This is a genomic window from Phenylobacterium sp. (genome assembly GCF_036963605.1).
Classification (GTDB): Bacteria; Pseudomonadota; Alphaproteobacteria; order Caulobacterales; family Caulobacteraceae; genus Phenylobacterium.
On record NZ_JBALUY010000041.1, the window covers coordinates 1 to 23,195 of the forward strand.

Consider the following 23,195-nt stretch of genomic DNA (forward strand, 5'->3'; position numbering starts at 1 on the left):
CGTGAAAGAGCGGCAGGAGGGCTACAAGGCCCTGGGTTCGTCGTTCAAGCTGATCAATGACCAGCTGAAGACGGGCTCGCCGGACATGGCGCAGATCGTCCCGGCCGCCGATCGCATGCATGAGCTGGCCCAGCAGATTCCCAACTGGTTCCCCGCGGGCTCCGGCCCCCAGGACGGCGTCGAGACCGACGCCCTGGAAACCGTCTGGACCAATCCCGACGGCTTCGCCGCGGCCCAGCAGCGGCTGGTGGAGACTACGGCGGAACTTCAGCGACTGGCCGCCGCCGGCGATGCGGCAGGTCTGGAGGCCCATGTGAAGGTGGTCGGCGCCAGCTGCGGCGGCTGTCACGACGACTTCCGCGTCGAGCAATAGACATGGCCTCGGGCGCGTCTTCGGCGCGGGTGCGGGTCTGGGACCTTCCCACCCGCCTCGTCCACTGGGCCCTGGCCGTCCTTGTGGTGGTCGCCTGGCTGACCGGGGGCGAGCGGATGGATATCCATCGCTACGCCGGCTACGGAATCCTCGGCCTGATGATCTTCCGGCTCTACTGGGGCGTCGCGGGCGGCTCGACGGCGCGGTTCTCTGAGTTCGTCAAAGGCCCGGGGACGGTCCTGGCCTATGTCCGAGGCTGGCGTGGCGCGCCCGCAAGCTTTGGTCATAACCCGCTCGGCGCGCTCAGCGTTCTGCTGCTGGTGGTGCTGCTGATCTCCCAGGTGGGCCTGGGCCTTTTCGCCGTGGATGTGGATGGACTGGAGTCCGGACCCATGGCCCGGTTCATCACCTTCGAAACGGGCCGGCAAGCCGCGGACCTGCACGAGCTGAACTTCCGCCTGTTGCAGGCCGCCGTCGTGCTGCATCTGGTCGCCATCGCGGCCTACGGCCTCTTCAAGCGCCGAAACCTGGTGGGGCCGATGGTGACGGGGCGTGACGCCACCGCAGGCCTTCAGGGCGAACTGCGGCCAGCGCCCCTGTGGCGGCTGGCCCTTGGGGTGGTGATCGCCGTCTTGGTGGTGGTGCTGATCGCCCGCGCAGGCTAGTCAGCCGCCTCATGATCCTGACCCTTTCCTGCGCCGACCGGCCCGGCATTGTCAGCCGGGTGGCGAGCTTCCTGTTCGACCGCGGCGGCAACATCATCGACGCCCAGCAGTTCGGCGACGTCGAGACCGGCCGGTTCTTCATGCGGGTAGTGTTCGAGGCTGGCGAAACCTCGGCGCAGGCCCTGCGCGACGCCTTCGCCCCGATCGGCGCCGAGTTCGGCATGAACTGGACCCTGCGCGACCCCAAGGTGCGCCGAAAGGTGATGATCCTGGCCTCCCAGGCTGACCACTGCCTGTCGGACCTGGTCTGGCGCTGGCGTCGGGGCGAACTGCCGATGGAGATCTGCGCGGTGGTGTCGAACCACCCCGCCGACACCTATTCCAGCATCGACCTCAGCGGTCTGCCCTTCCACCACCTGCCGGTGAAACGAGAGACCAAGCTGGAGCAGGAGGCGGCGGTCTGGTCGCTGGTCCAGTCCACCGGCGCCGAACTGGTGGTGCTCGCCCGTTATATGCAGATCCTGTCGGACGGTCTGGCCGGCAAGCTGGAGGGGCGCTGCATCAACATCCACCACTCCTTCCTGCCGGGCTTCAAGGGCGCGCGGCCCTATCACCAGGCCCATGCCCGCGGGGTGAAGGTGATCGGAGCCACCGCCCACTATGTCACCGCCGACCTCGACGAGGGTCCGATCATCGAGCAGGACGTGGAGCGGATCAGCCACCGCGACACACCCGCCGCCTTGATCCGCAAGGGTCGCGATATCGAGCGTCGGGTCCTGGCGCGGGCGGTGCGCTGGCACCTGGAGGACCGGGTGCTGCTGAACGGCGCCAAGACAGTGGTCTTTACCGACTAAGTCAGCCCTCAATAGGAGCGCGGCAGGCCCAGGACGTGTTCGGCCAGATAGGCCAGGATCAGGTTCGTAGAGATCGGCGCCACCTGATAGAGGCGGGTCTCGCGGAACTTACGCTCGACATCGTATTCCTCGGCGAAGCCGAACCCGCCATGGGTCTGGATGCACATGTCGGCCGCCGCCCAGGAGGCTTCCGAGGCTAGCAGCTTGGCCATGTTGGCCTCTTCGCCGGCCGGATCGCCGGCCTCATAGCGGGCCGCGGCCTCATAGGTCATCAGCTTCGCCGCCCGCACCTGGGCATAGGCCCGGGCGATGGGGAACTGGACTCCCTGGTTCTGGCCGATCGCCCGGCCAAACACCTCGCGGCCGGTGGCGTAGTCGCGCGCCTTCTCCACGAACCAGCGCCCGTCGCCGATGCATTCGGCGGCGATCAGGATGCGCTCGGCGTTCATGCCGTCGAGAATGTAGCGGAAGCCCTTGCCCTCTTCGCCGATCAGGCAGGAGGCCGGGATCTCCAGATCATCGAAGAAGAGCTCGGTGGTCGCATGGTTGAACATGGTGCGGATCGGCTTGATGGTCAGGCCGCGGCCGACGGCCTCGCGCATATCCAGCAGGAAGACCGACAGGCCTTCGGTCTTCTTGGTCGTCTCTTCGCGAGGCGTGGTCCGGGCCAGGAGCACCATCAGGTCGGAGTGCTCGGCCCGGCTGATCCACACCTTCTGGCCGTTGATCACGTAGGCGTCGCCCCGCCGCACCGCCTGGGTGGTGATGGCGGTGGTGTCGGTGCCGGCGCCGGGCTCGGTGACGCCAAAGGCCTGCAGGCGCACCTCGCCCGTGGCGATCTTCGGCAGCCATTGGGACTTCTGGGCCTGGCTGCCGTGCCGCAGGACGGTGCCCATGGTGTACATCTGGGCGTGGACGGCCGCGGCGTTACAGCCGCTGGCGTGGATCTCCTCCAGGATGGCCGCGGCCGCCGACAGGCCAAGGCCGCTGCCGCCATAGGATTCCGGGATCAGGACGCCGAGCAGGCCGGCCTGGGTCAGGGCCTGGACAAACTCCGTCGGATAGGTCCGTTCCCGGTCCCGCGTCCGCCAGTATTCCCCCGGAAAGTCCGCGCAGAGCCGCCGCACGGTTTCGAGCACGGGCTGCAGATCTTCGTCGCGCATGACGCCCTCCGTCGCTGGACTGGCTCGGCATAGAGCACGCGACCCCGGGGAGGGAAGGGGCGCCGCAGAGGCAGGGGCGTCTCTGACATGATACTAAGAATCGTTTGCAACTTTAGCCAGAGCGGCTTATCGGCACCCCAACGGCGCCCCGGGGGACGCATCAGCAGGGGATAAGATCCGTGTACAGCTCAAATACAAGCCGACGCCGCGCGGGCGTCTTCCTCTTGGCCCTGACGGCCGGTTCGGCTCTGTCGGGCCAGGCCATGGCCGACGACGCCGCCACCCTTCGCGGGGTCATCGTCACGGGCAAGAAGGACGGCTATGCGGTCGAAGTCACGGACTCGGCGGCCAAGCTGCCGCTCTCCCTGCGCCAGACGCCGCAGTCGGTGACGGTGATCACCGCCGAACGCATCCAGGACTTCAGCCTCTCGTCCATCGCCAATGTGCTGGAGCAGACCACCGGGATCACGGTGCAGGAGAATGACTCCAACCGGGTCAACTTCACCTCCCGCGGGTTCTCGATCAGCAATTTCCAGCTGGACGGCGCGCCCACCAGCTATTCGTCGGGCAACAGCGCCATGGGCGACACCTCGCTCTATGAGCGGATCGAGGTTATCCGCGGCGCCGCGGGGCTGGTGACGGGCGCAGGCGATCCGTCGGCCACCATCAACCTGATCCGCAAGACGCCGACCCGCGACTTCACCGGCTCGGCCAGCGTAACGGCCGGCAGCTGGTCGCGTGGCCGGGTGGAGGCCGACGTCTCTGGACCACTGGTCGCCTCGGGCTGGGTGCGCGCCCGCGTCTCGGCCGCCTTCGAGGACCGAGAGTCCCACATCGACCTCTATGAGGAGAAGAAAGCCGTGGCCATGGCCGTGGTCGAGGCCGACCTGACCCCCAGCACCCTGGTTCGCCTGGGCTATGACTATCTGGAGGCAACGCCGCGCGGCTCCACCTGGGGGACGGCGCCGCTCTTCTACAGCGACGGCACGCCCACCGACCTGCCCCGATCCTACAGCGTAGCGGCCAACTGGAGCACCTGGGACCGCAACAGCTCCAGCTTCTACGGCATGATCCAGCAGGACCTGCCGGCCGATTGGTCGCTCCGCCTGACCCTCAACCAGCGCGACAGCGAGTCCACGGCGCTGCTCTACTATGGCTATGGCGGCTATCCCGATCCGGTGGACGGTTCGGGGCTGTTCGTGGCCGACTATTACAATGTCTATCAGGAGGAGGAGACCGGCTTCGACCTCTTCGCCTCAGGCCCTTTCCAGCTGTTTGGCCGCCAGCATGAGGCGGTGATCGGCGTGAACGGCTTCGAGCGGGAGGCCACGACGCTCAACGACAAGATCGACGCCGCCCGCCGTCCCTACGCCATGACCATCCCGGACTTCCGCAACTGGGATGGCCGCATTCCCGAACCCTACCTGCTGGAATACGGCACGCCCGCCCAGATCACGACCACCAAGGAGACCGGCGTCTATGGCGCGGCGCGACTGAACCCGTCTGACCGCCTGAAGGTGATCCTGGGCGTGCGCAGCACCCGCTGGGAAACCAAGGTCGATCTGTTCGATCTGGCCGGCGCCTATACGCGAACGAGCAGCGACTACGCCGACGAACGCATCACCCCCTATGTGGGCGTCATCTACGACCTGACCTCGCAGGTCTCGGCCTATGCGAGCTATTCGGACCTGTTCAAGCCGCAGAGCAACAAGGACAAGAATAACGAGCAGCTGGCCCCGGTGATCGGCGCCAGCTACGAAATGGGCCTGAAGGGCGAGTACCTTGACGGCGCCCTGCTGGCCTCGACGGTGCTCTTCTATGCCCAGCAGGACAACCTGGCCGCCCTGGACGCCTCGGTTCCCGATGGCTTCCTGCTGCCCGACGGCAGCTCGGCCTATGTGGCGGTCAGCGGGGCCGAGACCCGGGGCTTCGAGGCGGAGATCACCGGCAAGGTCGGCCCACGCTGGAACGTCGTAGGCGGCTACACCTTCGCCTATACCGAGGATGCGTCTGGGACGCGGATCAGCACGCTCAACCCGCGCCACATCGCGCGGCTCTACAGCACCTATGATCTTGGCGGTGCGCTCGAAGGCCTGCGGATCGGCGGAGGCCTGAACTGGCAGAGCGAGATCTACACGCTGGCGACCATCCCGGTTCCGGGCAATACGAGCACGCCGCCGCAAACCGTGCGCACCAATGTCTCGCAGGACGCCTATGTGCTGGCCAACCTGATGGCCCGCTACAGGTTCAATGAAAACCTCAGCGCCCAGCTCAATGTCGATAACCTGTTCGACAAGACCTATTACCGTCGCGTCGGCTTCTACAACGGCGGCTATTTCGGCGAACCGCGCCGGGTCACGGTCAGTCTGCGCGCCAGCTTCTGAAGCGCTGCGAGCACGGGCGAGGCGGCGGGGCCAGATCCCTGGGCCGTCTCGCCTCTGGCGCTGGGACAAGGTTTGCGGCAGATGGCGGCCTCTGTCTGCAACCCCACGGAGCCACCCCTTGGACCAGCTCAAGGCGCTGATCACCTCGTCGCGCACCGAGAAGATCATCACCGCCCTGATCGTGCTCAATGCGATCACACTTGGGCTGGAGACCAGCGCCTGGGCCATGGCCCATTTCGGCCCGGTCCTGATGGTGCTGGACAAGGTGATCCTGGCGGTCTTCGTCGCCGAGATCGTGGCGCGGATCGCGGTCCACCGGCTGGCCTTCTTCAAGGATCCGTGGAGCCTGTTCGATTTCGCCATCGTCGGCATAGCGCTGGTGCCGGCGGCCGGCGCCTTCTCGGTGCTGCGGGCCCTGCGCATCCTGCGGGTGTTGCGGATGATCACCCTGGTGCCGTCCCTGCGCCGGGTGGTGGGCGCGCTGATCAGCGCCCTGCCGGGGATGGGTTCGATCATCCTGCTGATGACGCTGATCTTCTATGTGGCCTCGGTAATGGCCACCAAGCTGTTCGCCGCTAGTTTCCCAGAGTGGTTCGGGACGATCCCGGCCTCGGCCTACACCCTGTTCCAGGTCATGACCCTGGAGAGCTGGTCCATGGGCATCGTGCGGCCGGTGATGGAGGTCTATCCCTATGCCTGGGCCTTCTTCGTCCCCTTCATCCTCTGCACCACCTTCACCATGCTGAACCTGTTCATCGGCATCGTGGTCAACGCCATGCAGAGCGAGCATGAGGACGAGGCCAAGGCCGAGCGCCTGCAGATCGAGGAAGACCTCCGCCTGGCCAGTGTCGAGCGCCAGCAGGCCCATGCCGAGGACGCCGCCGACCTCGCCGCCCTGCGTGCAGAACTTGCGGCCCTGCGCCAGGAAATCGGCGCCCTCAGCGGCCGGCTGACCCAGTCCTGAGCCGATCGCGCTTTATCGGCGCGCCGTCAGCTCTTCCATGAGCGCCGCGGTCTGCGCCATGGCCGGCTCCCATTCGCCGAAGATCCGCGGCGCCATGGGCCGGATCGTCGGATGCCAGGGATAGGACTCCTGACCCAGCCGAGGCCAGGCGGCGGGCACGCAGAGCATCACGGTCGGCGCCCCACAGGCGCCGGCCAGTTGTCCCGTGGCGTTGGAGACGCTGACCACCAGGTCCAGGGCTGTGCAGAGGGCGGCCAGGTCGTCGATGTCGTTCTTCAGGTCCAGGCCCGGCGGCTGGAGCAGGGTTCGCCCGCCGAGGGCCGCCAGGGCCTCAAGCTCTTCGGCCTGGACATCGTATTGCAGGTTCACCAGCCGGGTGTCGCCGGCCTCAAGGACGGGCTTCCACGAGGCCATTGGCGGATACTGCCGCCGCCGATCCCCGAGCAGGTTGCCGCTGCGCCAGGTCAGCCCCGCGCTCGGCGGACCCTCGCCGAGCCATTGGCGCCAGTAGGTGACCCGCTGCGGATCTGGAACAAGGAAGCCGGGGCGGTCTGGAAAGTCCGTGATGGCGCGGCGGAACTGGCGGGGCAGGGAGGCCAACGGCGCCCAGAGGTCGATGGCCCGGGGATCGGCCAGGATCCCGGCGCTGCGCCGCACCCGCCCGCCGACCGGCTCGGTCCGATGGGGAAGAACCTCAGCCTGGGGAAAGCTGCGTGCGAAGAGGGCGACGAGGCGCGGCTCCACCGCCAGGGTCAGGCGACCCCCAGGGCCCAGGGCCTCGCTCACCTCCGGCAGCAGGCTGGCGAAGAGGATCTCATCCCCCAGCCCCTGCTCGGCGAGGACCAGCAGGCGCTTGCCGGCCAACCGCAGGTTGGGCGTCCAGCGGCGGCCCGGCGCCTCAAACGCCACGGGTTTGGGGCGATGGGGGGAGAGTCTGGCCTCATAGCCCTCCCAGCCGGCCGCCAGGTCGCCCCGGGCCAGGGCCAGGGTGGCGGCGGCGAAGCTGATCATGGCGGCGTCGGCCGGCTTGCGGGCGAGCTTGCCGGCTATGGCGAAATCCGCCTGCGCCGCCTCCAGGGCGCCCAGGTCGAAGCGGGCCCCGGCGCGGTTATAGGCCGCCGTGGCCAGCCGGGGATCCAGCCGCAGGGCCTCATCATAGAAGGTCAGGGCGCTCTCCGTCTGGCCCTGCTGGCTGAGCGTGACGCCGACGCTGTTCCAAAGCCGCGCCTCGGTGGGATGGGCCGCGATCGCGGCCTGCAGGACGGCGATGGCCTCGTCATACCGCCCGAGTTCGCGCAGGGTCCGGGCGCGGCCGTCCTGGGCCTGCAGGTTGTCGGGCGCCAGGGCGCAGGCCTGGCGCCACAACCCCTCGGCCGGCGCCATCATGCCCAGGCGCTCGGCGATCTGGGCCAGGGACGCGAGGAGATCGACATCGTGGGGGGCGGCCGCCAGCGCGGCCTCATAGGCGGCCAGGGCGGCGGCCAGGTCGCCTTCGCGCTCCAGGCGCGCAGCCCGCGCGCGAAGGGCTGATGGAGAAGGGCGCAGCGGCGAAGGCATGCCCCATCCTGCCGCGATTCTGGGCCGCGGCCCCCTGAGCGGCTCAGCGCATTCGCCCTGTTAGGCTTAAGCTTTGATTGACAGGCTGAGGCATAGGGTCGCGCCCTACCGGCCATTTACGAAGGGGGCGGCCTTGTCAGCCATCTCGCGACAAAAGCGCCTGCTCGTCATCGCAGTAACGCTTTGCGTCCTCTACGTCGCCAATCTGTGGCTGACCAATGTGCTGCGTGAGCTGGCCGGGGTCGGCACGATCTGGACGGCCAACGCCTTCGTCATCGCCGCCCTGTTGCTGCTGCCGGCCCGCTGGACCTGGGCCTGTCTCGGGGCCGGCTTTCTGCTTCAGATCGCGGTCATTCTCGGCTTTGGCCATCCGCTCTACGCCGCGGTCGGATATTCCGTGCTGAACGTCGTCGAGGCCGGCGCCGTCGCCCATCTGGCGCGTCGGTTCAACGCCGTCCGGCTGACCACGCCGGGCCGCTTCGCCCGTCTGATCTTCATGGCGCTTGTGCCCGTCCTGCTGGTGGCGACGGTGTTGCTGGGCGTCGGCGCCCAGCTGATCGAGGGCCACGTCTCCCAGGACATGCTGGTCAATCGTTTTGCCGCCAAACTGCTGGGAATGGCCATGGTGCTGCCCGCCATCCTGTTGATCTGCCAGCAGCGCCGGGGCTCAAATCTTCCCGATCGCCGGCTGGAGGGGCTGGTCGGAGCGCTGGTCACCGGCGGACTCATCGCCCTGGTGTTCACTCCCCTGGCTCCCATAGCCCTGCTGGTCATGTTCCCCGTGGTCACGGTGCTTGGTCTGCGGGCCGGGCCGCAGGCGGTCACCTTCGCCGTCATGATGGCGGCGGCCATCCTGATGAGCGGGGGCCTGATCGGCGGCCGTGCAGCGGTCCTGGCCGACGTCCGCAGCCTTGAGGAGCAGGTCTCCCTGTTCCAGGTCTATTTCGGCCTGGTGTTCGCCACCGGCATTCTCGCCGCGCTGATGGCCAACCACCAGCAGCGCCTGCGCGAGCTCATCCTGCGCCGCTCGATCAGCCACCAGCGGGCCCGCGAACGGGCCGAAGCCGCGTCCCACGCCAAAACCGACTTCCTGGCGACCATGAGCCACGAGATCCGCACGCCGCTGAACTCGATCATCGGATTCGCCGAGATTCTCGAGCGGGACGAGGGCGTGACGGATCAGTCGCGGCACCATGTCAATCTGATCCGCAGGTCCGGCATCGCCCTGCTGACCGTGGTCAACGACATCCTGGACTTCTCCAAGGTCGAGGCGGGGCGTATCGAGCTTGATCCTAAGCCGGTGGATCTGCGGGTGGTCTGCGAGGACGCTCTGGCGATCGTCGCCGATACGGCCGCGGGCAAGGGGCTCACCCTCGCCATGCGGGTGGAGGGAGATCTTGTCGGCGCCCACGTCTGTGACGACCACCGCCTTTGCCAGGTGCTGCTCAACTATCTGAACAATGCGGTGAAGTTTACCGACGCAGGGGCGGTCACCCTGACCCTGTCCGTGGCGCCCCAGGGTGACCGAGACCGGGTTCGCATCAGTGTCGAGGACACCGGCGTGGGGATCGCCCCGGATGCCGCCGCCACCCTCTTCCAGCGCTTCAGCCAGGTGGATTCCTCGGTCAGCCGCAATCATGGGGGCTCGGGGCTCGGCCTGGCGATCTGCAAGGGACTCATCGAGACCATGGGCGGCCGGGTCGGGGTTTCGTCGGAAATGGGCGCCGGCTCGACCTTCTGGCTGGAGCTGACCCTGGAGCGCGCTCGCGCGGTTCAGGCGCAGGCGGAGCGCGAAGCGGCCGATGTCCCGCTGTCGGCTCGCATCCTGCTGGTGGACGACCATCCGATGAACCGCGAGTTGGGCATGCTGATGCTCAATCTGCTCGGCTGCAGCGTCGACCTCGCCTGCGACGGCCGCGAGGCGATCGAGGCGGCCCGCAGGGAGACCTATGACGCGATCCTCATGGACGTGCACATGCCCGGCGTCGATGGCCTGGCGGCCACCCGCGCCATCCGCGCCCTGGACGGCCCATCGAGCCGCACCCCCATCATCGCCATGAGCGCCGACGTCCTGCCCGAACAGGTCGCCCGCACACGCGAGGCCGGCATGGTCGACAGCGTCGGCAAGCCCATCGATCTGGAAACCCTGCAGGCCTGTCTGGCCCGCTGGGTGGGGCAGGAGACACAGGCGGAGGTCGCCGCCTGACGGCCGAGGCTCAGCCCCGGGCGTTCGGCGTCTTCAGGGATTGCAACATCAGTTCGTGGACGTAGGCGGCCACATCGGCGAGGGCGGTGTCGAGGGCGTCGCGCACGGCCGGCAGACGGCCTTCGCCGGCGATCTCCGCCTCTTCGCAGACCTGGGCCAGATCCCGGGCGCCGATGCCCCGGGCGGTCCCCTTGATGGTGTGGACGGCGTCGCGCCACCCTTCGGCGCCAGGGGTCAGCAGGGGCGCCCACAGACCGGCCTGCTGGCGGAAAAGCTCCAGCACCTCGTGGACCACGACAAGGTCGCCGGCGGCGTAGGATTCCAGATAGGCGAAGTCCACCGCCCCGGTCAGATCACGCCGCGCCATCTTTCTCTCCGTCGCCCGCTTGCCAAGGCCCAAAATCTGGCTATGTTCCGCGCCCTCGCCGAGACCCCAGATCACGGAGTCTGACGCGATGGGTGCATAGCTCAGTTGGTAGAGCAGCTGACTCTTAATCAGCGGGTCGTAGGTTCGAATCCTACTGCACCCACCATTATTTCAAAGACTTGGTGGTGACGGTCGCGCAGTTCTCCTGCGGGCCTCAGCGCGCCTGGGCGCCCCTAAGGCAGGGGCTCGCCGTCGGGCTGGCGGTTTTTGTCCCAGGACCCGAACTCATAGGCGATGCAGCGGTCCACCAGGGTGCGCCAGACCGGCTCGGCGATGGCTTCGGAGAGGCCGGCCTCGCGGGCGGCGGCGCGGACCTTGGCCACCACGTCCTCGATCCGCGCCTCGTCGCGCACCACGCCACGGTGGGGCTTGATGCGGGCGGCGGCGTCCATGAAGCCCTGGCGCTCGGCCAGCAGCTTGACCAGGGCGCGGTCCAGGGCGTCGACCCCCTGGCGGACCTCGGTCATGGTGGTGCAGTCGGCGGGGGCCTTGTGGTCGTCGATCTCAATCAGCATTCAGCACTCGGCAGCATTGGACTCAGAAACGCCCCGACGCCGGCGCCATGGCTAGATGCCGGCCCCGTTGTCTATGGCGCGCAGGGCGGCCTCATGGGCCTCGGCCTCGGCGGTGATCCAGGCGACGAACGCCTTGACCTGCGGCAGCCGGCCCTTGGCCTTGGGATGGACGAGGTAATAGGCGAAGTCCACCGCCGTGGCGATCTGTAATGGCGCCACCAGGCGCCCAGCCTCCAGGTCGGCCTGGGCCAGGGTCCGCTTGGCGAGCGCCACGCCGCGGCCGTTGACGGCGGCCTCGATCACCAGGCTCGACTGGTTGAACCGCGGCCCACGGGAGCCGTCCACCGTCTTCAGGCCTCGAGCGGCCAGCCACATGGCCCAGTCGGGGCAGGAGGCGTCCAGCTCGGCCGAGCCGTCGTGCAGCAGGATGTGGTTCACGAGGTCCGCGGGATCATTGAGCGGCGTGCGCGCCAGAAGCTCCGGACTGGCCACCGCCAGCACCGTCTCGCTCATCAGCGAGGTGACCTCCAGGCCCGGATAGCGGCCCGAGCCGTAGCGAATCGCCAGGTCCACCTCGCCGGCGCTGAGGTCTACCAGCTCCATGCCGGCCGACAGCCAGACATCGACCTGGGGATGGGCCTCTTCGAACTTGCCTAGCCGGGGCACCAGCCATTTGGCGGCGAAGGAGGGGGCCGCTGTGATGGTCAGGCGTCGGCCGTCCACCGGCGCGGTCAGCAGGGAGGCGGCCTCGGCCAGGCGGTCGAACGCCTCGCGCAGGGCGGGGAGGGCGGTTTGCGCCGCATCGGTCAGCAGCAGGCCCTTGGGCGTGCGCTTGAAGAGCGCGGCGCCGACATAGTCCTCCAGATTCTGGATCTGCTGGCTCACCGCGCCGGGGGTCACCGAGAGTTCCTCGGCGGCGCGGCTGAAATTCAGGTGGCGCGCAGCGGCCTCGAAGGCGCGCAGGGCGTTCAGCGGCGGCAGGCGGCGGCGGTCGCCTGTCCGTTCGGCCTGTCGTTCCATGAGTTTTCCTGAACCCCCGGGCAGAACTCCTTGGGTTGCGAAGTGGGGTGGTTTTCCCCAGTTTGCAAGCATCCGGCGATGTATCGGCCCTTTTCGTCGGCGGATGGAAGCGGGGCGGGCCAAGGTCCGCCCCGCCGGCATTCCGGGGCAGACGTATTAGAGAAGCTAAACCCATGGCTCCTGGCGAGCGACAAACGAAGCGGAACGGCCGACTGGTGGTCCTGGACGGCGCGACGACGCGGCCGACGGGCCAGGTCTGGCTCGTGGGCGCCGGTCCCGGCGATCCGGAGCTGCTGACGGTCAAGGCGCTGAAGGCCCTGCAGGGCGCAGATGTGGTGGTCCATGACGGCTTGGTGTCCGACGAGATCCTCGCCATGGCGCCCGCCGCCGCCCAGAAGATCAGCGTGGCCAAGCGCAAGTCGCGCCACTCCTACGCCCAGGATGAGATCAACAGGATGCTGGTCGCCTTCGCCCTGCAGGGCCTGAAGGTGGTGCGTCTGAAGGGGGGAGATCCCTTCATCTTCGGCCGCGGCGGCGAAGAGCTCGAGGCTTGCCGCGAGGCCGGCGTGGACTGCGTGGTCGTGCCTGGCGTAACCGCGGCCCTGGCGGCCGGCGCCGGCGCTGGGGCGCCCCTGACCCATCGCGGCCTGGCCCAGGCGGTGACCTTCGTCACCGGCCACGCGGCCAAGGGCGAGGAGCCGGACCTGGACTGGGAGAGCCTGGCCAAGCCGAACCAGACGGTGGTCATCTATATGGGTGTGTCGACGGCCGCAGGCGTCGCCCGCAGGCTGACACAGGCCGGCCGTAACCCCGCCACGCCGGCGCTTATAGTCGAGAACGCCAGCCGGGCCGACGAGCGTCGCATCGTCACCCGTCTGGATGAATTGTCGGAGGCAGCCGCATCCCTGAACGGGCCGGCGCTTCTGATCGTCGGCGAATCGATGGCTCTGGCCCTGTCCGGCGAAGCTGAGGCTCGCGAGCCCGGGCAGGTGACACAGATTGAGGCTCGCGCCGTCGAGCTGGGAGGCAAGTGAGATGAAGGCCCTGACCGCCAACCGCCTGATCGACGGCGATGTCGTCTTCTGGAAGGCCGGCAAGTGGGTGGAGCGTTTCGCCGACGCCGACCTGTTTGACGATGCCGCGGCCGCCGAGCTCGCCGAGGGACAGGCCAAGTCGCAACCCACTGTCGTGATCGACCCCTATCTGATCGACCTGATGGAATCCGACGGTCTGTGGGCGCCGCTCAGCTATCGCGAGCGCATCCGGGCGCTCGGCCCCACCAACCATCCGACCCACGGCAAGCAGGCCGAGGGCGGCGAGATGATCGAGGCCCTGATGCACGCCGACGGCGCCGCGCGCTCCAGCGGCCGCGTCAACCTGATCAAGCGTAAGTAAGGAGGCGCGGGATGTACCAGTACGACACCCTCGACAAAGAGATCGTCGCCGACCGCTCGCGCGAATTCCGCGAGCAGGTGGGCCGCCGCCTGGCCGGAGAGCTGAGCGAAGACCAGTTCAAGCCCCTGCGCCTGATGAACGGCCTCTATCTGCAGCTGCACGCCTACATGCTGCGGATCGCCGTGCCCTATGGCTCGCTGAATTCCCGCCAGATGCGCAAGCTGGCCTATATCGGCCGCACCTATGACCGCGGCTATGGCCACTTCACCACCCGCCAGAATCTGCAGTTCCACTGGATCAAGCTGCGGGATACGCCCGACATCCTCGACCACCTGGCCGAGGTGGACATGCATGCCATCCAGACCAGCGGCAACTGCATCCGCAATGTGACGTCCGACCCCTATGCCGGCGCCACGGTCGAGGAGCTGGACGATCCGCGGGTCTGGTCCGAGGCGATCCGCCAGTGGTCGAGCCTGCATCCGGAATTCTCGTTCCTGCCGCGCAAGTTCAAGATCGCCATCACCGCTGCGCCCAAGGACCGCACGGCGGCCAAGGTGCACGATATCGGCCTGATGATCCGTCGCGGTCGCGACGGGCAGCTGGGCTTCGAGGTGGTCGTCGGCGGCGGCCTGGGCCGCACCCCCTATGTGGGGCCGACCATCACCGAGTTCCTGCCGGCCAACCGGCTGTTCTCGTATCTGGAGGCGATCCTGCGGGTCTATAACCGCCATGGCCGTCGGGACAATCTCTACAAGGCCCGGATCAAGATTCTGGTGGCGGCGCTCGGCGCCGAGGAGTTCGCCCGCCAGGTGGCCGAGGAATGGGCCAAGATCGGCCCCGAGGGCGACCTGCCCGACACCGAGCTGGCCCGTATCCGCGGGGCCTTCGCCAAGACCGCGTTCGAAGCCCTGCCGGCAGTGTCGGACACCTTCGAGGCGGCCAAGGCCGCCGATCCGGCCCTGGCGCGCTTCGCCCGCAACAATCTGCGCGAGCACAAGAAGCCCGGCTACGCCATCGTCGAGATCTCGCTGAAGACCGTGGGCGAAACCCCGGGCGATGCGACCTCCGACCAGATGGACGCGGTCGCCGACCTGGCCGAGCGCTACGGCCAGGACGACATCCGGGTGACCCATGAGCAGAACCTCGTCCTGCCGCACATCCGGCTGGACGACATGCCCGAGGTGTTCGCCAGGTTGCAGGCCGTGGGCCTGGCCAGCGCCAATGTGAACCTGATCTCCGACATCATCGCCTGCCCGGGGCTGGACTACTGTGCGCTCGCCAACGCCCGGGCCATTCCTGTGGCCCAGCAGATCGCCCAGACCTTCGCCGACCAGGAGAAGGCCGAGGCCATCGGCGAGCTGAAGATCAAGATCAGCGGCTGCATCAACGCCTGCGGCCACCACCATGTGGGCCACATCGGCATCCTGGGCGTCGATAAGAAGGGCGAGGAGTTCTACCAGCTGACCCTGGGGGGCTCCGGCGCCGAGGACGCCTCGGTGGGCAAGATGCTCGGCCCGGCATTGCCTTACGACAAGGTGGCCGCCGCCATCGACACCCTTGTCGAGGTCTATCTGCGAGAGCGCCAGGACGGCGAACGCTTCCTCGACACCTATCGCCGCACCGGCGTCGAACCCTTCAAGGAGGCCGTCTATGCCGACGCTCATTAAGCTCGACGCGGGCCGCTTCGTGCTGGCCAACGATCCCTTCACCGCCGTGGCGGACGACGAGGGCCTGCCCCTGGGCGACGTGATCATCTCGTTCACCCGCTTCCAGACCGAAGGCGATCGCCTGCTGGCCGAGGGCCGGGCGGTCGGCGTTCGGCTGGAGCCGGACGAGGAGGTCGAGGCGCTCGCCTACGACCTGCCGCGCATCAGCCTGGTGGCGGTGGCCTTTCCCAAGTTCCGCGACGGACGGGGCTTCACCTCGGCGCGGCTGTTGCGCGAGCGGTTCGACTATGCCGGCGAGATCCGCGCTGTGGGCGATGTCTTCCGCGAGCAGGCGGGCTTCATGGTCCGCTGTGGCTTCAACGCCTTCGAGCCTTCGGACGACTCGACCCCGGACATCTGGGCGCATGCCGTCAGCCGGCATCGCCACGTTTATCAGCGCGCCGCCGACGCTCGCACGCCGGCCTTTCTGGAGCGCGAAGGAGGGTGACCATGGCCTATGATCAGACTGATCGGCCATCGATCGCAGACCGGCTCGACGCCGAACTGCGCCACGCCGAACCGACCGAAATCATCGCCGCAGCGCACCGCGAGTTCGGCGACAAGCTGGCGATGGTCTCGTCCTTTGGGGCGGAATCGGCGGTCCTGCTGCATCTGGCCGCCCAGGTCAGCAAGGACATTCCGATCCTGTTCCTGGATACCGGCATGCTGTTTGGCCAGACCCTGGACTATCGCCGCAACCTGGCCGCACGTCTGGGCCTGACCGACGTGCGCGACCTGCGTCCGCACTACCAGGACCTGGCCGTGGCCGACCCCGAGGCCAAGCTCTGGAAGACCGATGTGGACGGCTGCTGCCATATCCGCAAGGTCCTGCCGCTGGACCGGGCGCTCGGTGAGTTCGACGCCTGGATCACCGGGCGCAAGCGCTTCCATGGGGGCGACCGCCTGTCCCTGCGGGTGGTCGAGGAGGCCGACCCGCATGTGAAGTTCAATCCCCTGGCCAATTGGGGCAAGGAGGACCTGGACGCCTATGTCGTGGCCCACGACCTGCCGCCCCATCCCCTGGTGGCGCAAGGCTTCCCGTCCATCGGCTGCTGGCCGTGCACCTCCCCGGTGGAGGATGGCCAGGATGTCCGCGCCGGCCGCTGGCAGGGTTCGCAAAAGAGCGAATGCGGCATACATGTCGCCCGCGCGCCTGGGATCACGACGGCCGCCGGCGGATCAGCCAATGTCGGCGGCGACATCTGATCTGCGCCTATATCTGATCGGCGTTCCCATGGGGCGCCTGAATAGAAAGACGACCTGATGACTGACGTGACCGTGGCCGCGCCGGCCCCGAAGAAGGCTGGGGCCTTCCACCTGGAGACCGTGACCTGGGTCCAGCACTGGACCGACAGCCTGTTCTCGTTCCGCACGACGCGTGATCCGTCCCTGCGGTTCTCCAGCGGCCAGTTCGTGATGGTCGGCCTGGAAGTGGACGGCAAGCCGCTGCTGCGGGCCTATTCCATCGCCAGCCCCGCCTGGCACGAGGAGCTGGAATTCTATTCCATCAAGGTGCCCGACGGCCCGCTGACCTCGCGCCTGCAGAAGATCCAGGTCGGCGACCAGGTGCTGATCGGCCGCAAGCCCACCGGCACCCTGGTGTTGGATGGCCTGAAGCCCGGCAAGCGGCTCTATATGCTGGGCACCGGCACGGGCCTGGCCCCCTGGCTGTCGCTGGCGCGCGATCCCGAGGTCTATGAGCGGTTCGACGAGGCCATCGTCACCCACACGGTGCGCAATGTGGCCGACCTGAACTATCGCGAGCTGTTCGAGGAAGATCTGGCCAAGGACGAAATCCTCTCCGAGGTGATCGGCGGCAAGCTGCGCTATTATCCGACCGTCACGCGAGAGCCGTTCAAGACCCAGGGCCGGATCACCGACCTGATCGCCTCGGGCAAGCTGTTTGAAGACCTGGGCGTGCCGCCCCTGGATCCGGCCGTGGACCGGCTGATGCTGTGCGGAGGCCCCGGCGTTCTGGCCGACCTCAAGGCCATGCTCATCGAGCGCGGCTTCGAGGAAGGCTCCATCGCCAAGCCGGGCGACTTCGTGCTGGAAAAGGCCTTCGTCGAGACCTGATCAGGCGACGGCGTCGAGGACGAAGCGGGCGCGGTCTTCCACGCTGCAGGGCGCGAGTTCGAACAGGCGATAGCCACGGTCGATATAGGCCCGGGTCACGGCGTCATAGGTTCTGACCGCCTCCGCCCAGTCTTGTTTGCGTTCGGCGTCCTGGGCGTAGATCTGTCGCCAGGGCGGGGCGGCGAACACCAGGTCGGCGTATCGCGCGCGCTCGATCTCCTCCACCGCAGACGTGGGAGGGCTCAGACCCTCCAGGGCCGCATAGCCCACCAGATCCGGCAGGCCGCGGTCAAAGAAGGTGCGGCGACCGCTCGCCGAGGCGGCGCGGTATGCCGCCAGGTCTTTCTCGAACATCGCGCGCCAATAGGCGTGCCGGTCCGCCCAGGGCATGGCGGTCCCGCCAGCGGCGCTCTGCTCGCGGATGACGGCGCGGCCGGCTTCGGCGACGCAGGCTTCGCCTTGGGCGCGCAGGGCGTCTATCAGGGTCGTCTTGCCAGCTCCGGGGCCGCCGGTGATGACGAACAACTTTTTTGGGAACAACCGGCGGGGCATGCGTCTTCTCCTCGGGAACGGGCCGAATACGGATCGTCAGGAAAAGATGTCGCTCGCGGTTGGCGGGCCTATTTGGCCGGGGGGCAGCCCTTGAATTCGCCGACCTTGGTGACGGTCAGCTCCGACAGGTTCAGGGGCATCATCGGCTTCATGGACGAACGCCCATGACCGGTAAAGAGGTCGATCTTCTCGCCCTTGATCGCCCCGCCCACGTCAGAAGCGTACCAGTAGCCATCGTGCACGCCGCCATCGGGCATGGGCAGGCCCACCGTCTCTTTGATGAACAGCACCGTGCGGCGGGGGATCAGCTTCTTGTCGATGGCCGCGGTGCGCATGGCGACAACCTTGCAGCCCAGGGAATCCAGCGCGCCCACACCCGCGGCGCCCGCGTGATAGAGGGTGGCCCGCATTCTGTAGGCCGGCGTGCCGGGGAGCCCGCCGGTCATCGCGCCCACAATCAGATCGCCGATCGGATCGCTCGTCGCGGCCTGGGAGCTGGAAGCCAGGGCCAGGAGGGGTAGAGCCGCCAGGGCGGCGAGGCGGCGTCGCATGGCGGCGTCATCCTGCGTCGTGAAGCTGGTGAGCCGTTGCGTAGCCGGGTCGCGCCGGCCTCGCAAGCGGTTCAATTGAGGTCTTCTTGCGGCAAGCGGAGTCGAACAGGCTTGGCGCCCGGATCAGGTCAGGTATCAGCAGACTGGCGTGCAGTCTGGGAGAGACGCGATGGGCCTTCGGATCTTTGGCGATTCCATCTCCGGAAATTGCCTAAAGGTGAGGTGGACCGCCGAGCGGCTGGGCCTCGACTATGAGTGGATCGAGATCGACCTGCTGAAAGGCGAGACCCGTACGCCGCAGTTCCTGGCGATCAATCCGGCCGGTCAGGTTCCGGTGGTGATTCTGTCCGATGGTCGGCCCCTGGCCCAGTCCAACGCCATCCTCCTGCATCTGGCCGAGGGTTCGGACCTGATCCCCGCCGACGCCTATGCCCGCGCCCAGATGCTGGAATGGATGTTCTGGGAACAGTACAGCCACGAGCCCTATGTGGCGGTCGCCCGGTTCCGGGTCCGCTATGAGGGCCGGCCTGTAGAACGCCTTGAGCCGCGGCTGGTGGAGCGGGGCGCCGCGGCCTTGCAGCGTCTGGAAGACGCCCTGGCGGCAGGTCTGTTTCTGGTGGGCGACAAGCTCAGTCTCGCCGATGTCGCGCTCGTCGCCTATACCCGGCTGGCCGGCGAGGGCGGCTTCGACCTGTCGCGCTATCCCCAGGTGCAGGCCTGGATCGCGCGGGTGGAAGCGGCCCTGCCGATCAAAGACTAGGAGTCTCCCGCGATGCGGATTGCTGCGCTTCCTCTCGCCCTGGCGACCCTGTGGCTCGTGGCGCCGAGCCAGGCCCTGGCCTGGGGCGGACACGGCCACCGCATCATCGGCGTGGCCGCCATGGAGGCTCTGCCGGACGAGGTCCCCGCCTTCCTGCGCGATCCCACGGCCGTGACGCAGGTTGGTGAGCTGAGCCGAGAGCCTGACCGGTCCAAGGGGGCGGGCAAGATCCATGACTCCAACCGCGACCCGGCCCATTTCGTCGATCTCGACGATGCCGGCCTGGTGATGGGCGGGCCGAAGTTTGAAACGCCGCTGCCGCCCACCCGCGCCGACTACGAGAAGCTGCTCCAGGCCGCGGGGACCGACAGCTGGAAGGCCGGTTATCTGCAGTATTCCATCGTCGATCAGTATCAGCAGCTGACCCTGGACTTCGCCTACTGGCGGGTTCTGACCGCCGCTGAGGCTCGCGAGACCGATCCCGGACGCCGCGCCTGGTACGCGCAGGACCGCGCCCTGCGCGAAAGCCTGTTGAAGACCACGATCGGCGCGCTGTCCCACTATGTGGCCGATGGCGCCCAGCCGCTGCACACCTCGGTCCACTACAATGGCTGGGGCGACTATCCCAATCCGCAGGGCTATACCCGCGCCCGGATTCACGGACCTTTCGAGGGCGAGTTCACCCGGGCCCATGTGAGCCTGGCCGAGCTCAAGGGCGCCATGGCGCCGCTGGACGTCTGCGACTGTCCGATCGAGCAACGCGCCGTCGATTACATCCTGGCCGGCTTTTCCCAGGTCGAGCCGCTCTACGCCCTGGAAAAGGCCGGCGGCCTGGCCGAGGGAGATGCGCGCGGCGTGGCCTTCGTGCTGACCCAGACTGCCGCCGGCGCCTCGGAACTGCGGGATCTTATCGTCGAGGCCTGGCGCGACAGCGCCCACTCCCAGGTGGGCTGGCGCCCGGTGAAGGTGGCCGATGTCGAGGCCGGCGAGGTCGATCCCTTCGACGCGCTGTACTCGATCGACTGATGGCCACGGTCCCACAGTTTGGGGCGCCCGAGCCCGGCCGGGCCTATCCCGACCGGCCGGTGGCCTTCGGGGTCGGGGTGCGCGAAGGGCTGGTGGCCCTGGTCCGCGTCGAGCCCGCCGACGGCCCTGTCCGCATCGACCTGCCTGGCGGCGGGATCGATCCGGGCGAGAGCGCCGAGCAGGCGCTGGCGCGGGAGTTCGTCGAGGAGACTGGGCTTGAGGTTTCGGCCAAGGCGCGCCTGACCCTGGCCGACCACTATTTCGTCAATGGCGCGTCCGAGGCCTACAACACCCGCGGGGTCTTCTTCGCCGTCGAGATTCTCGACGAACGGCCCGACCAGAAGATAGAGGCCGACCACACCCTCTTCTGGCGGCCCCCGGCCGAGGCTCTGACCCTGCTCAGCCGTGACAGCCACGCCTGGGCGCTGGCCTGCTGGCTGCGCCGCGGCTGAAGGGCGCAAGCCCACGGCGTTGCGCCATGCGCCGCCAGGGGCTAGGTGGCGGGCCACAGCCTCACCTCAGGAGTCGTCATGCCCCAGGCCCAGATCATCGACGGCAAGATCTATTCCGAACGCGTCCGCGCCGAGGTGGCGCAGGAGGTCGCGCGCCTGCGTCGGGACCATGAGATTCAGCCGGGCCTGGCGGTGATCGTGGTCGGGGATGATCCGGCCAGCCAGGTCTATGTGAAGTCCAAGGGCGAGCAGTCCCTGGCCGCAGGCATGCATTCGGTCACCCACCGGCTGCCTGCTGACGCCCATATCGACGAGCTGCTGCTGCTGATCGCCGGCCTCAACGAAGACGCCCGCATTCACGGCATCCTGCTGCAACTGCCCCTGCCGGGCCATCTCGACCAGCGCGCGGCGCTGGGGGCCATCAGTCCTGACAAGGATGTGGACGGGCTGCATGTGGTCAATGCGGGCCGGCTGGCCAATGGCGAACCGGCGCTCACCCCCTGCACGCCGCTCGGCTGCATGATCATGCTGCGCGAGACCCTGGGCGACCTGACGGGAAAGTCCGCCGTGGTCGTCGGCCGGTCGGTCCTGGTAGGTCGGCCGGTAGCGCAACTGCTGCTACAGGCCGACTGCACGGTGACCATCGCCCATTCGCGCACCAAGAATCTGGCCGAGGTTTGCCGTCAGGCCGACATCTTGGTGGCGGCTGTCGGACGTCCGCGGATGATCCAGGGCGACTGGATCAAGCCCGGCGCGGCCGTGATCGACGTGGGCATCAACCGCGTGCCCTTTGACAATCCGGAAAAGGCCGCCGCCGGCAAGACCAAGCTGGTGGGCGATGTGGCCTTCAAGGAGGCGCGCGAGGTGGCCGGCTGGATCACGCCGGTGCCCGGCGGCGTCGGCCTGATGACCGTAGCCTGCCTGCTGCAAAACACCGTCACCGCCGCCAAGCGGCAGAACGGTATCGACTAGACATCGCCCCGGCGGGCTAGGTTGGAGCCCCCATCCGGTTCGACCAGTCAACCAGTTGGGTTAGGACCTGGCCGGTCCCGGCGTCGAAGGCGGCGACGATGGCGCTGACGCGGTTGTCGGTGGCGCGGACCTCGGCCTGGAACGCTTCCTCGTCGATCAGCGCGCGATCACCGCGGTTCACCATGGTCGCGCGCAGGCGGACCACCACCAGGGGGGCGGCGTCCTGGCCGCGGTCATAGACCACTTCGAACCGCCGGACATCGAGCCGTAGGACGCTCTCGGCGGTCCGCATCTCGCCGCGGGTGACCAGGCGGGCCGGGCCGGTATTGGCGTCGAAGGCGCGCTCCACCGCCTCTTCGAACAATTCGCTGGCCGGCGCCACCCAGCGGGCGCCGGCGATATAGGCCACTTCATCGCCGGTGACGGTGAGGATGCGGTCGCCGCTGGCCGCCTGGACGAAACCCGTGCTGGGCAGCACGAGGCCGAAGTTTGGGGCGGGCGGTGCGATGGTGGCCGACGGGTCGATCGCCCCTTCCAGGCGATAGAGCTGCGAGGGTTCGGCGTCGGGCAGCAGCGATACGCAGGCGGAAAGGGCCAAGGCTGCGGCGATCAGGCTGAGGGCGCGAAGGGCGGCGATCATGGCTTCACCTCAATTTCCATGGCCGGCGCCTTGCCGACCACGCCGCGGGGATTGGAGCTGACCTCGTCGGTCAGACGCGAAAGGGACTCCGCCGTCTCCTGCAGACTTTCGGCAGCCCGGGTGATCTCGGGAAGGCCGTAGGTCGCGAAATCGGAGGTCGGGCCTTCGAGGCCAGCCAGGATCTTCCGCATATCGGCTGCGGCGGCCTCGGTCTCGGCCGCGGCTTGGCTGATGCTGGCCATCGCCGAGCGGCCATCGGTGTCGACGATGTCGCGGGTGGAGGCGGCCAGGGCGCGGGCTTCCTCGGCGGCCTCGCCGATGTTTTGCAGGGCGACCTGGGCGTCGGCGATGATGGCCTTGCGCTCGCGCAGCTCTGCGGTCACCGCCTGGGCGTCGGAAATGGCCGCGCCGAGCGTCAGAATGTTCTCATCGGAGAGGACCCGATTCACCCGATCGAGCGCCTCGACCGTGCGCGACAGCACGGTGCCGCCACCCTCGAGGAGGTCCGACAGAGTGCTCCGCTGGCTCTGGATGATCGGAACCTTGCCCTCGGGCGCCGCCTCCTTCAGCAGCGGGCGGGTCGAGGTGCCGGCCGTAATCTGCACGTAGTTCAGGCCGGTGATCCCCTGGGGCTCCAGGGTGGCGAAGGAGTCGACGCGGATCGGCACGTCGGAATTCACCCGGATGCGCGAGATGACGCGGCTGGGATTGGTCCGGTCCAGCGAGATGTCGGTCACCTCGCCGACCTTGATGCCGTTGAAATGCACCTCGCCGCCCTCGGTCAGGCCGCGGACGGGGCCTTGAAACAGGATGTCATAGACATCGTAGTCCTGGGCGAAGGCGACGCGGGCCAGCCAGATGCTGAAGATCACCAGGCCGACGAACAGGATCAGGGTCGAAAGGCCCACCAGGGCGTAGTTGGCGTTCTTCTCCATGG

General features: G+C 67.9%; 25 protein-coding genes and 1 tRNA gene. 17 read left to right on the forward strand and 9 right to left on the reverse strand.

The annotated features are described in order from the left end of the window. The 3 genes from V7702_RS09435 to purU all read left to right on the forward strand — a co-directional run. The coding region (locus V7702_RS09435; RefSeq protein ID WP_335649860.1) for a c-type cytochrome at positions 1-373 on the forward strand (373 nt) is incomplete at its 5' end. A 2-nt stretch (positions 374-375) separates the two neighbouring features. Next, on the forward strand, positions 376-1,038 hold the full coding sequence (locus V7702_RS09440; protein ID WP_335649861.1) for a cytochrome b/b6 domain-containing protein: 663 nt from the start codon (positions 376-378) through the stop codon (positions 1,036-1,038). Between the two features lie 11 nt (positions 1,039-1,049). Next, the gene (gene purU, locus V7702_RS09445; RefSeq protein ID WP_335649863.1) at positions 1,050-1,892 is read left to right on the forward strand and encodes a formyltetrahydrofolate deformylase; all 843 of its coding nucleotides are present in this window, start codon (positions 1,050-1,052) and stop codon (positions 1,890-1,892) included. Between the two features lie 8 nt (positions 1,893-1,900). On the opposite strand, the gene V7702_RS09450 is transcribed toward purU, so the two are convergent. Then, a complete protein-coding gene (locus tag V7702_RS09450) occupies positions 1,901-3,055 on the reverse strand; it encodes an acyl-CoA dehydrogenase family protein (RefSeq protein WP_335649864.1) in 1,155 nt (384 codons plus the stop codon). Between the two features lie 224 nt (positions 3,056-3,279). Here V7702_RS09450 and V7702_RS09455 point away from each other — a divergent pair, with 224 nt between their 5' ends. Then, a complete protein-coding gene (locus tag V7702_RS09455) occupies positions 3,280-5,439 on the forward strand; it encodes a TonB-dependent siderophore receptor (RefSeq protein ID WP_335649865.1) in 2,160 nt (719 codons plus the stop codon). Between the two features lie 118 nt (positions 5,440-5,557). Beyond that, entirely contained in the window at positions 5,558-6,403 is an 846-nt protein-coding gene (locus V7702_RS09460; RefSeq protein WP_335649866.1) for an ion transporter, read from the forward strand. Between the two features lie 12 nt (positions 6,404-6,415). Here V7702_RS09460 and V7702_RS09465 read toward each other — a convergent pair whose 3' ends face one another. Then, complete coding sequence (locus tag V7702_RS09465; protein ID WP_335649867.1) at positions 6,416-7,960, reverse strand: tetratricopeptide repeat protein; 1,545 nt, start codon at positions 7,958-7,960, stop codon at positions 6,416-6,418. Between the two features lie 133 nt (positions 7,961-8,093). Here V7702_RS09465 and V7702_RS09470 point away from each other — a divergent pair, with 133 nt between their 5' ends. Next, positions 8,094-10,166, forward strand: a complete 2,073-nt coding sequence (locus tag V7702_RS09470) for an ATP-binding protein (RefSeq protein WP_335649868.1) — start codon at positions 8,094-8,096, stop codon at positions 10,164-10,166. Positions 10,167-10,176: 10 nt separating this feature from the next. On the opposite strand, the gene V7702_RS09475 is transcribed toward V7702_RS09470, so the two are convergent. Further along, positions 10,177-10,533, reverse strand: a complete 357-nt coding sequence (locus V7702_RS09475; RefSeq protein WP_335649869.1) for an Hpt domain-containing protein — start codon at positions 10,531-10,533, stop codon at positions 10,177-10,179. Between the two features lie 90 nt (positions 10,534-10,623). Here V7702_RS09475 and V7702_RS09480 point away from each other — a divergent pair. Beyond that, positions 10,624-10,699, forward strand: a tRNA-Lys gene (locus tag V7702_RS09480). A 67-nt stretch (positions 10,700-10,766) separates the two neighbouring features. Here the strand turns inward: V7702_RS09480 and V7702_RS09485 are convergent. Both V7702_RS09485 and gcvA read right to left on the reverse strand, forming a co-directional pair. Further along, positions 10,767-11,108: a chorismate mutase gene (locus V7702_RS09485; RefSeq protein WP_335649870.1), complete on the reverse strand. Its 342-nt coding sequence runs from the start codon at positions 11,106-11,108 to the stop codon at positions 10,767-10,769. A gap of 51 nt (positions 11,109-11,159) precedes the next feature. Next, the gene (gcvA, locus tag V7702_RS09490; protein WP_335649871.1) at positions 11,160-12,128 is read right to left on the reverse strand and encodes a transcriptional regulator GcvA; all 969 of its coding nucleotides are present in this window, start codon (positions 12,126-12,128) and stop codon (positions 11,160-11,162) included. A gap of 173 nt (positions 12,129-12,301) precedes the next feature. Between gcvA and cobA the strand changes: the two genes are divergently transcribed. Genes cobA through V7702_RS09520 form a run of 6 tightly spaced genes read left to right on the forward strand, consistent with a single transcriptional unit; the run spans position 12,302 to position 17,305 of the window. After that, positions 12,302-13,162, forward strand: coding sequence for a uroporphyrinogen-III C-methyltransferase (gene cobA / locus V7702_RS09495; protein WP_442958408.1), 861 nt, complete (start codon positions 12,302-12,304; stop codon positions 13,160-13,162). Between the two features lies 1 nt (position 13,163). Next, positions 13,164-13,523 (forward strand): DUF2849 domain-containing protein, encoded by a 360-nt coding sequence (locus V7702_RS09500; protein ID WP_304715814.1) that lies wholly within the window; start codon positions 13,164-13,166, stop codon positions 13,521-13,523. An 11-nt stretch (positions 13,524-13,534) separates the two neighbouring features. Then, positions 13,535-15,190 (forward strand): nitrite/sulfite reductase, encoded by a 1,656-nt coding sequence (locus tag V7702_RS09505; RefSeq protein WP_335649872.1) that lies wholly within the window; start codon positions 13,535-13,537, stop codon positions 15,188-15,190. Further along, a complete protein-coding gene (locus tag V7702_RS09510) occupies positions 15,174-15,677 on the forward strand; it encodes a DUF934 domain-containing protein (protein WP_335649873.1) in 504 nt (167 codons plus the stop codon). Before V7702_RS09505 ends, V7702_RS09510 begins: the two co-directional genes overlap by 17 nt. 2 nt (positions 15,678-15,679) lie before the next feature. Further along, positions 15,680-16,435 carry a phosphoadenylyl-sulfate reductase gene (locus tag V7702_RS09515; RefSeq protein WP_335649874.1) on the forward strand — a complete coding sequence of 252 codons (756 nt, stop codon included), beginning with the start codon at positions 15,680-15,682 and terminating at the stop codon, positions 16,433-16,435. A gap of 57 nt (positions 16,436-16,492) precedes the next feature. Next, the gene (locus tag V7702_RS09520) at positions 16,493-17,305 is read left to right on the forward strand and encodes a ferredoxin--NADP reductase (RefSeq protein WP_335649875.1); all 813 of its coding nucleotides are present in this window, start codon (positions 16,493-16,495) and stop codon (positions 17,303-17,305) included. On the opposite strand, the gene V7702_RS09525 is transcribed toward V7702_RS09520, so the two are convergent. Next, positions 17,306-17,857, reverse strand: a complete 552-nt coding sequence (locus V7702_RS09525; protein WP_335649876.1) for an AAA family ATPase — start codon at positions 17,855-17,857, stop codon at positions 17,306-17,308. It lies immediately after the preceding gene. Between the two features lie 68 nt (positions 17,858-17,925). Next, positions 17,926-18,408, reverse strand: coding sequence for a 3D domain-containing protein (locus V7702_RS09530; protein ID WP_335649877.1), 483 nt, complete (start codon positions 18,406-18,408; stop codon positions 17,926-17,928). Positions 18,409-18,577: 169 nt separating this feature from the next. Here V7702_RS09530 and V7702_RS09535 point away from each other — a divergent pair, with 169 nt between their 5' ends. The 4 genes from V7702_RS09535 to folD all read left to right on the forward strand — a co-directional run bounded on the left by V7702_RS09535 (position 18,578) and on the right by folD (position 21,618). Then, positions 18,578-19,168 (forward strand): glutathione S-transferase family protein, encoded by a 591-nt coding sequence (locus V7702_RS09535; protein WP_335649878.1) that lies wholly within the window; start codon positions 18,578-18,580, stop codon positions 19,166-19,168. Positions 19,169-19,180: 12 nt separating this feature from the next. Further along, entirely contained in the window at positions 19,181-20,194 is a 1,014-nt protein-coding gene (locus V7702_RS09540) for a S1/P1 Nuclease (RefSeq protein ID WP_335649879.1), read from the forward strand. After that, positions 20,194-20,646: an NUDIX domain-containing protein gene (locus tag V7702_RS09545; RefSeq protein ID WP_335649880.1), complete on the forward strand. Its 453-nt coding sequence runs from the start codon at positions 20,194-20,196 to the stop codon at positions 20,644-20,646. The genes V7702_RS09540 and V7702_RS09545 overlap by 1 nt, the downstream gene beginning before the upstream one ends. A gap of 78 nt (positions 20,647-20,724) precedes the next feature. Further along, positions 20,725-21,618: a bifunctional methylenetetrahydrofolate dehydrogenase/methenyltetrahydrofolate cyclohydrolase FolD gene (gene folD / locus V7702_RS09550; protein ID WP_335649881.1), complete on the forward strand. Its 894-nt coding sequence runs from the start codon at positions 20,725-20,727 to the stop codon at positions 21,616-21,618. A gap of 16 nt (positions 21,619-21,634) precedes the next feature. On the opposite strand, the gene V7702_RS09555 is transcribed toward folD, so the two are convergent. Together V7702_RS09555 and V7702_RS09560 are read right to left on the reverse strand one after the other, a co-directional pair. Continuing rightward, on the reverse strand, positions 21,635-22,258 hold the full coding sequence (locus V7702_RS09555; protein WP_335649882.1) for an ABC-type transport auxiliary lipoprotein family protein: 624 nt from the start codon (positions 22,256-22,258) through the stop codon (positions 21,635-21,637). Then, the gene (locus V7702_RS09560) at positions 22,255-23,193 is read right to left on the reverse strand and encodes an MlaD family protein (protein ID WP_335649883.1); all 939 of its coding nucleotides are present in this window, start codon (positions 23,191-23,193) and stop codon (positions 22,255-22,257) included. Before V7702_RS09560 ends, V7702_RS09555 begins: the two co-directional genes overlap by 4 nt. Positions 23,194-23,195: the final 2 nt, after the last annotated feature.

Coding starts and splice junctions, on each gene's coding strand:
- V7702_RS09440 (WP_335649861.1), top strand. CDS start 376: ATGGCCTCGGGCGCGTCTTCGGCGCGGGTGCGGGTCTGGGACCTTCCC.
- purU (WP_335649863.1), top strand. CDS start 1,050: ATGATCCTGACCCTTTCCTGCGCCGACCGGCCCGGCATTGTCAGCCGG.
- V7702_RS09450 (WP_335649864.1), bottom strand. CDS start 3,055: ATGCGCGACGAAGATCTGCAGCCCGTGCTCGAAACCGTGCGGCGGCTC.
- V7702_RS09465 (WP_335649867.1), bottom strand. CDS start 7,960: ATGCCTTCGCCGCTGCGCCCTTCTCCATCAGCCCTTCGCGCGCGGGCT.
- V7702_RS09475 (WP_335649869.1), bottom strand. CDS start 10,533: ATGGCGCGGCGTGATCTGACCGGGGCGGTGGACTTCGCCTATCTGGAA.
- V7702_RS09485 (WP_335649870.1), bottom strand. CDS start 11,108: ATGCTGATTGAGATCGACGACCACAAGGCCCCCGCCGACTGCACCACC.
- gcvA (WP_335649871.1), bottom strand. CDS start 12,128: ATGGAACGACAGGCCGAACGGACAGGCGACCGCCGCCGCCTGCCGCCG.
- cobA (WP_442958408.1), top strand. CDS start 12,302: ATGGCTCCTGGCGAGCGACAAACGAAGCGGAACGGCCGACTGGTGGTC.
- V7702_RS09500 (WP_304715814.1), top strand. CDS start 13,164: ATGAAGGCCCTGACCGCCAACCGCCTGATCGACGGCGATGTCGTCTTC.
- V7702_RS09505 (WP_335649872.1), top strand. CDS start 13,535: ATGTACCAGTACGACACCCTCGACAAAGAGATCGTCGCCGACCGCTCG.
- V7702_RS09510 (WP_335649873.1), top strand. CDS start 15,174: ATGCCGACGCTCATTAAGCTCGACGCGGGCCGCTTCGTGCTGGCCAAC.
- V7702_RS09515 (WP_335649874.1), top strand. CDS start 15,680: ATGGCCTATGATCAGACTGATCGGCCATCGATCGCAGACCGGCTCGAC.
- V7702_RS09520 (WP_335649875.1), top strand. CDS start 16,493: ATGACTGACGTGACCGTGGCCGCGCCGGCCCCGAAGAAGGCTGGGGCC.
- V7702_RS09525 (WP_335649876.1), bottom strand. CDS start 17,857: ATGCCCCGCCGGTTGTTCCCAAAAAAGTTGTTCGTCATCACCGGCGGC.
- V7702_RS09530 (WP_335649877.1), bottom strand. CDS start 18,408: ATGCGACGCCGCCTCGCCGCCCTGGCGGCTCTACCCCTCCTGGCCCTG.
- V7702_RS09535 (WP_335649878.1), top strand. CDS start 18,578: ATGGGCCTTCGGATCTTTGGCGATTCCATCTCCGGAAATTGCCTAAAG.
- V7702_RS09540 (WP_335649879.1), top strand. CDS start 19,181: ATGCGGATTGCTGCGCTTCCTCTCGCCCTGGCGACCCTGTGGCTCGTG.
- V7702_RS09545 (WP_335649880.1), top strand. CDS start 20,194: ATGGCCACGGTCCCACAGTTTGGGGCGCCCGAGCCCGGCCGGGCCTAT.
- folD (WP_335649881.1), top strand. CDS start 20,725: ATGCCCCAGGCCCAGATCATCGACGGCAAGATCTATTCCGAACGCGTC.
- V7702_RS09555 (WP_335649882.1), bottom strand. CDS start 22,258: ATGATCGCCGCCCTTCGCGCCCTCAGCCTGATCGCCGCAGCCTTGGCC.
- V7702_RS09560 (WP_335649883.1), bottom strand. CDS start 23,193: ATGGAGAAGAACGCCAACTACGCCCTGGTGGGCCTTTCGACCCTGATC.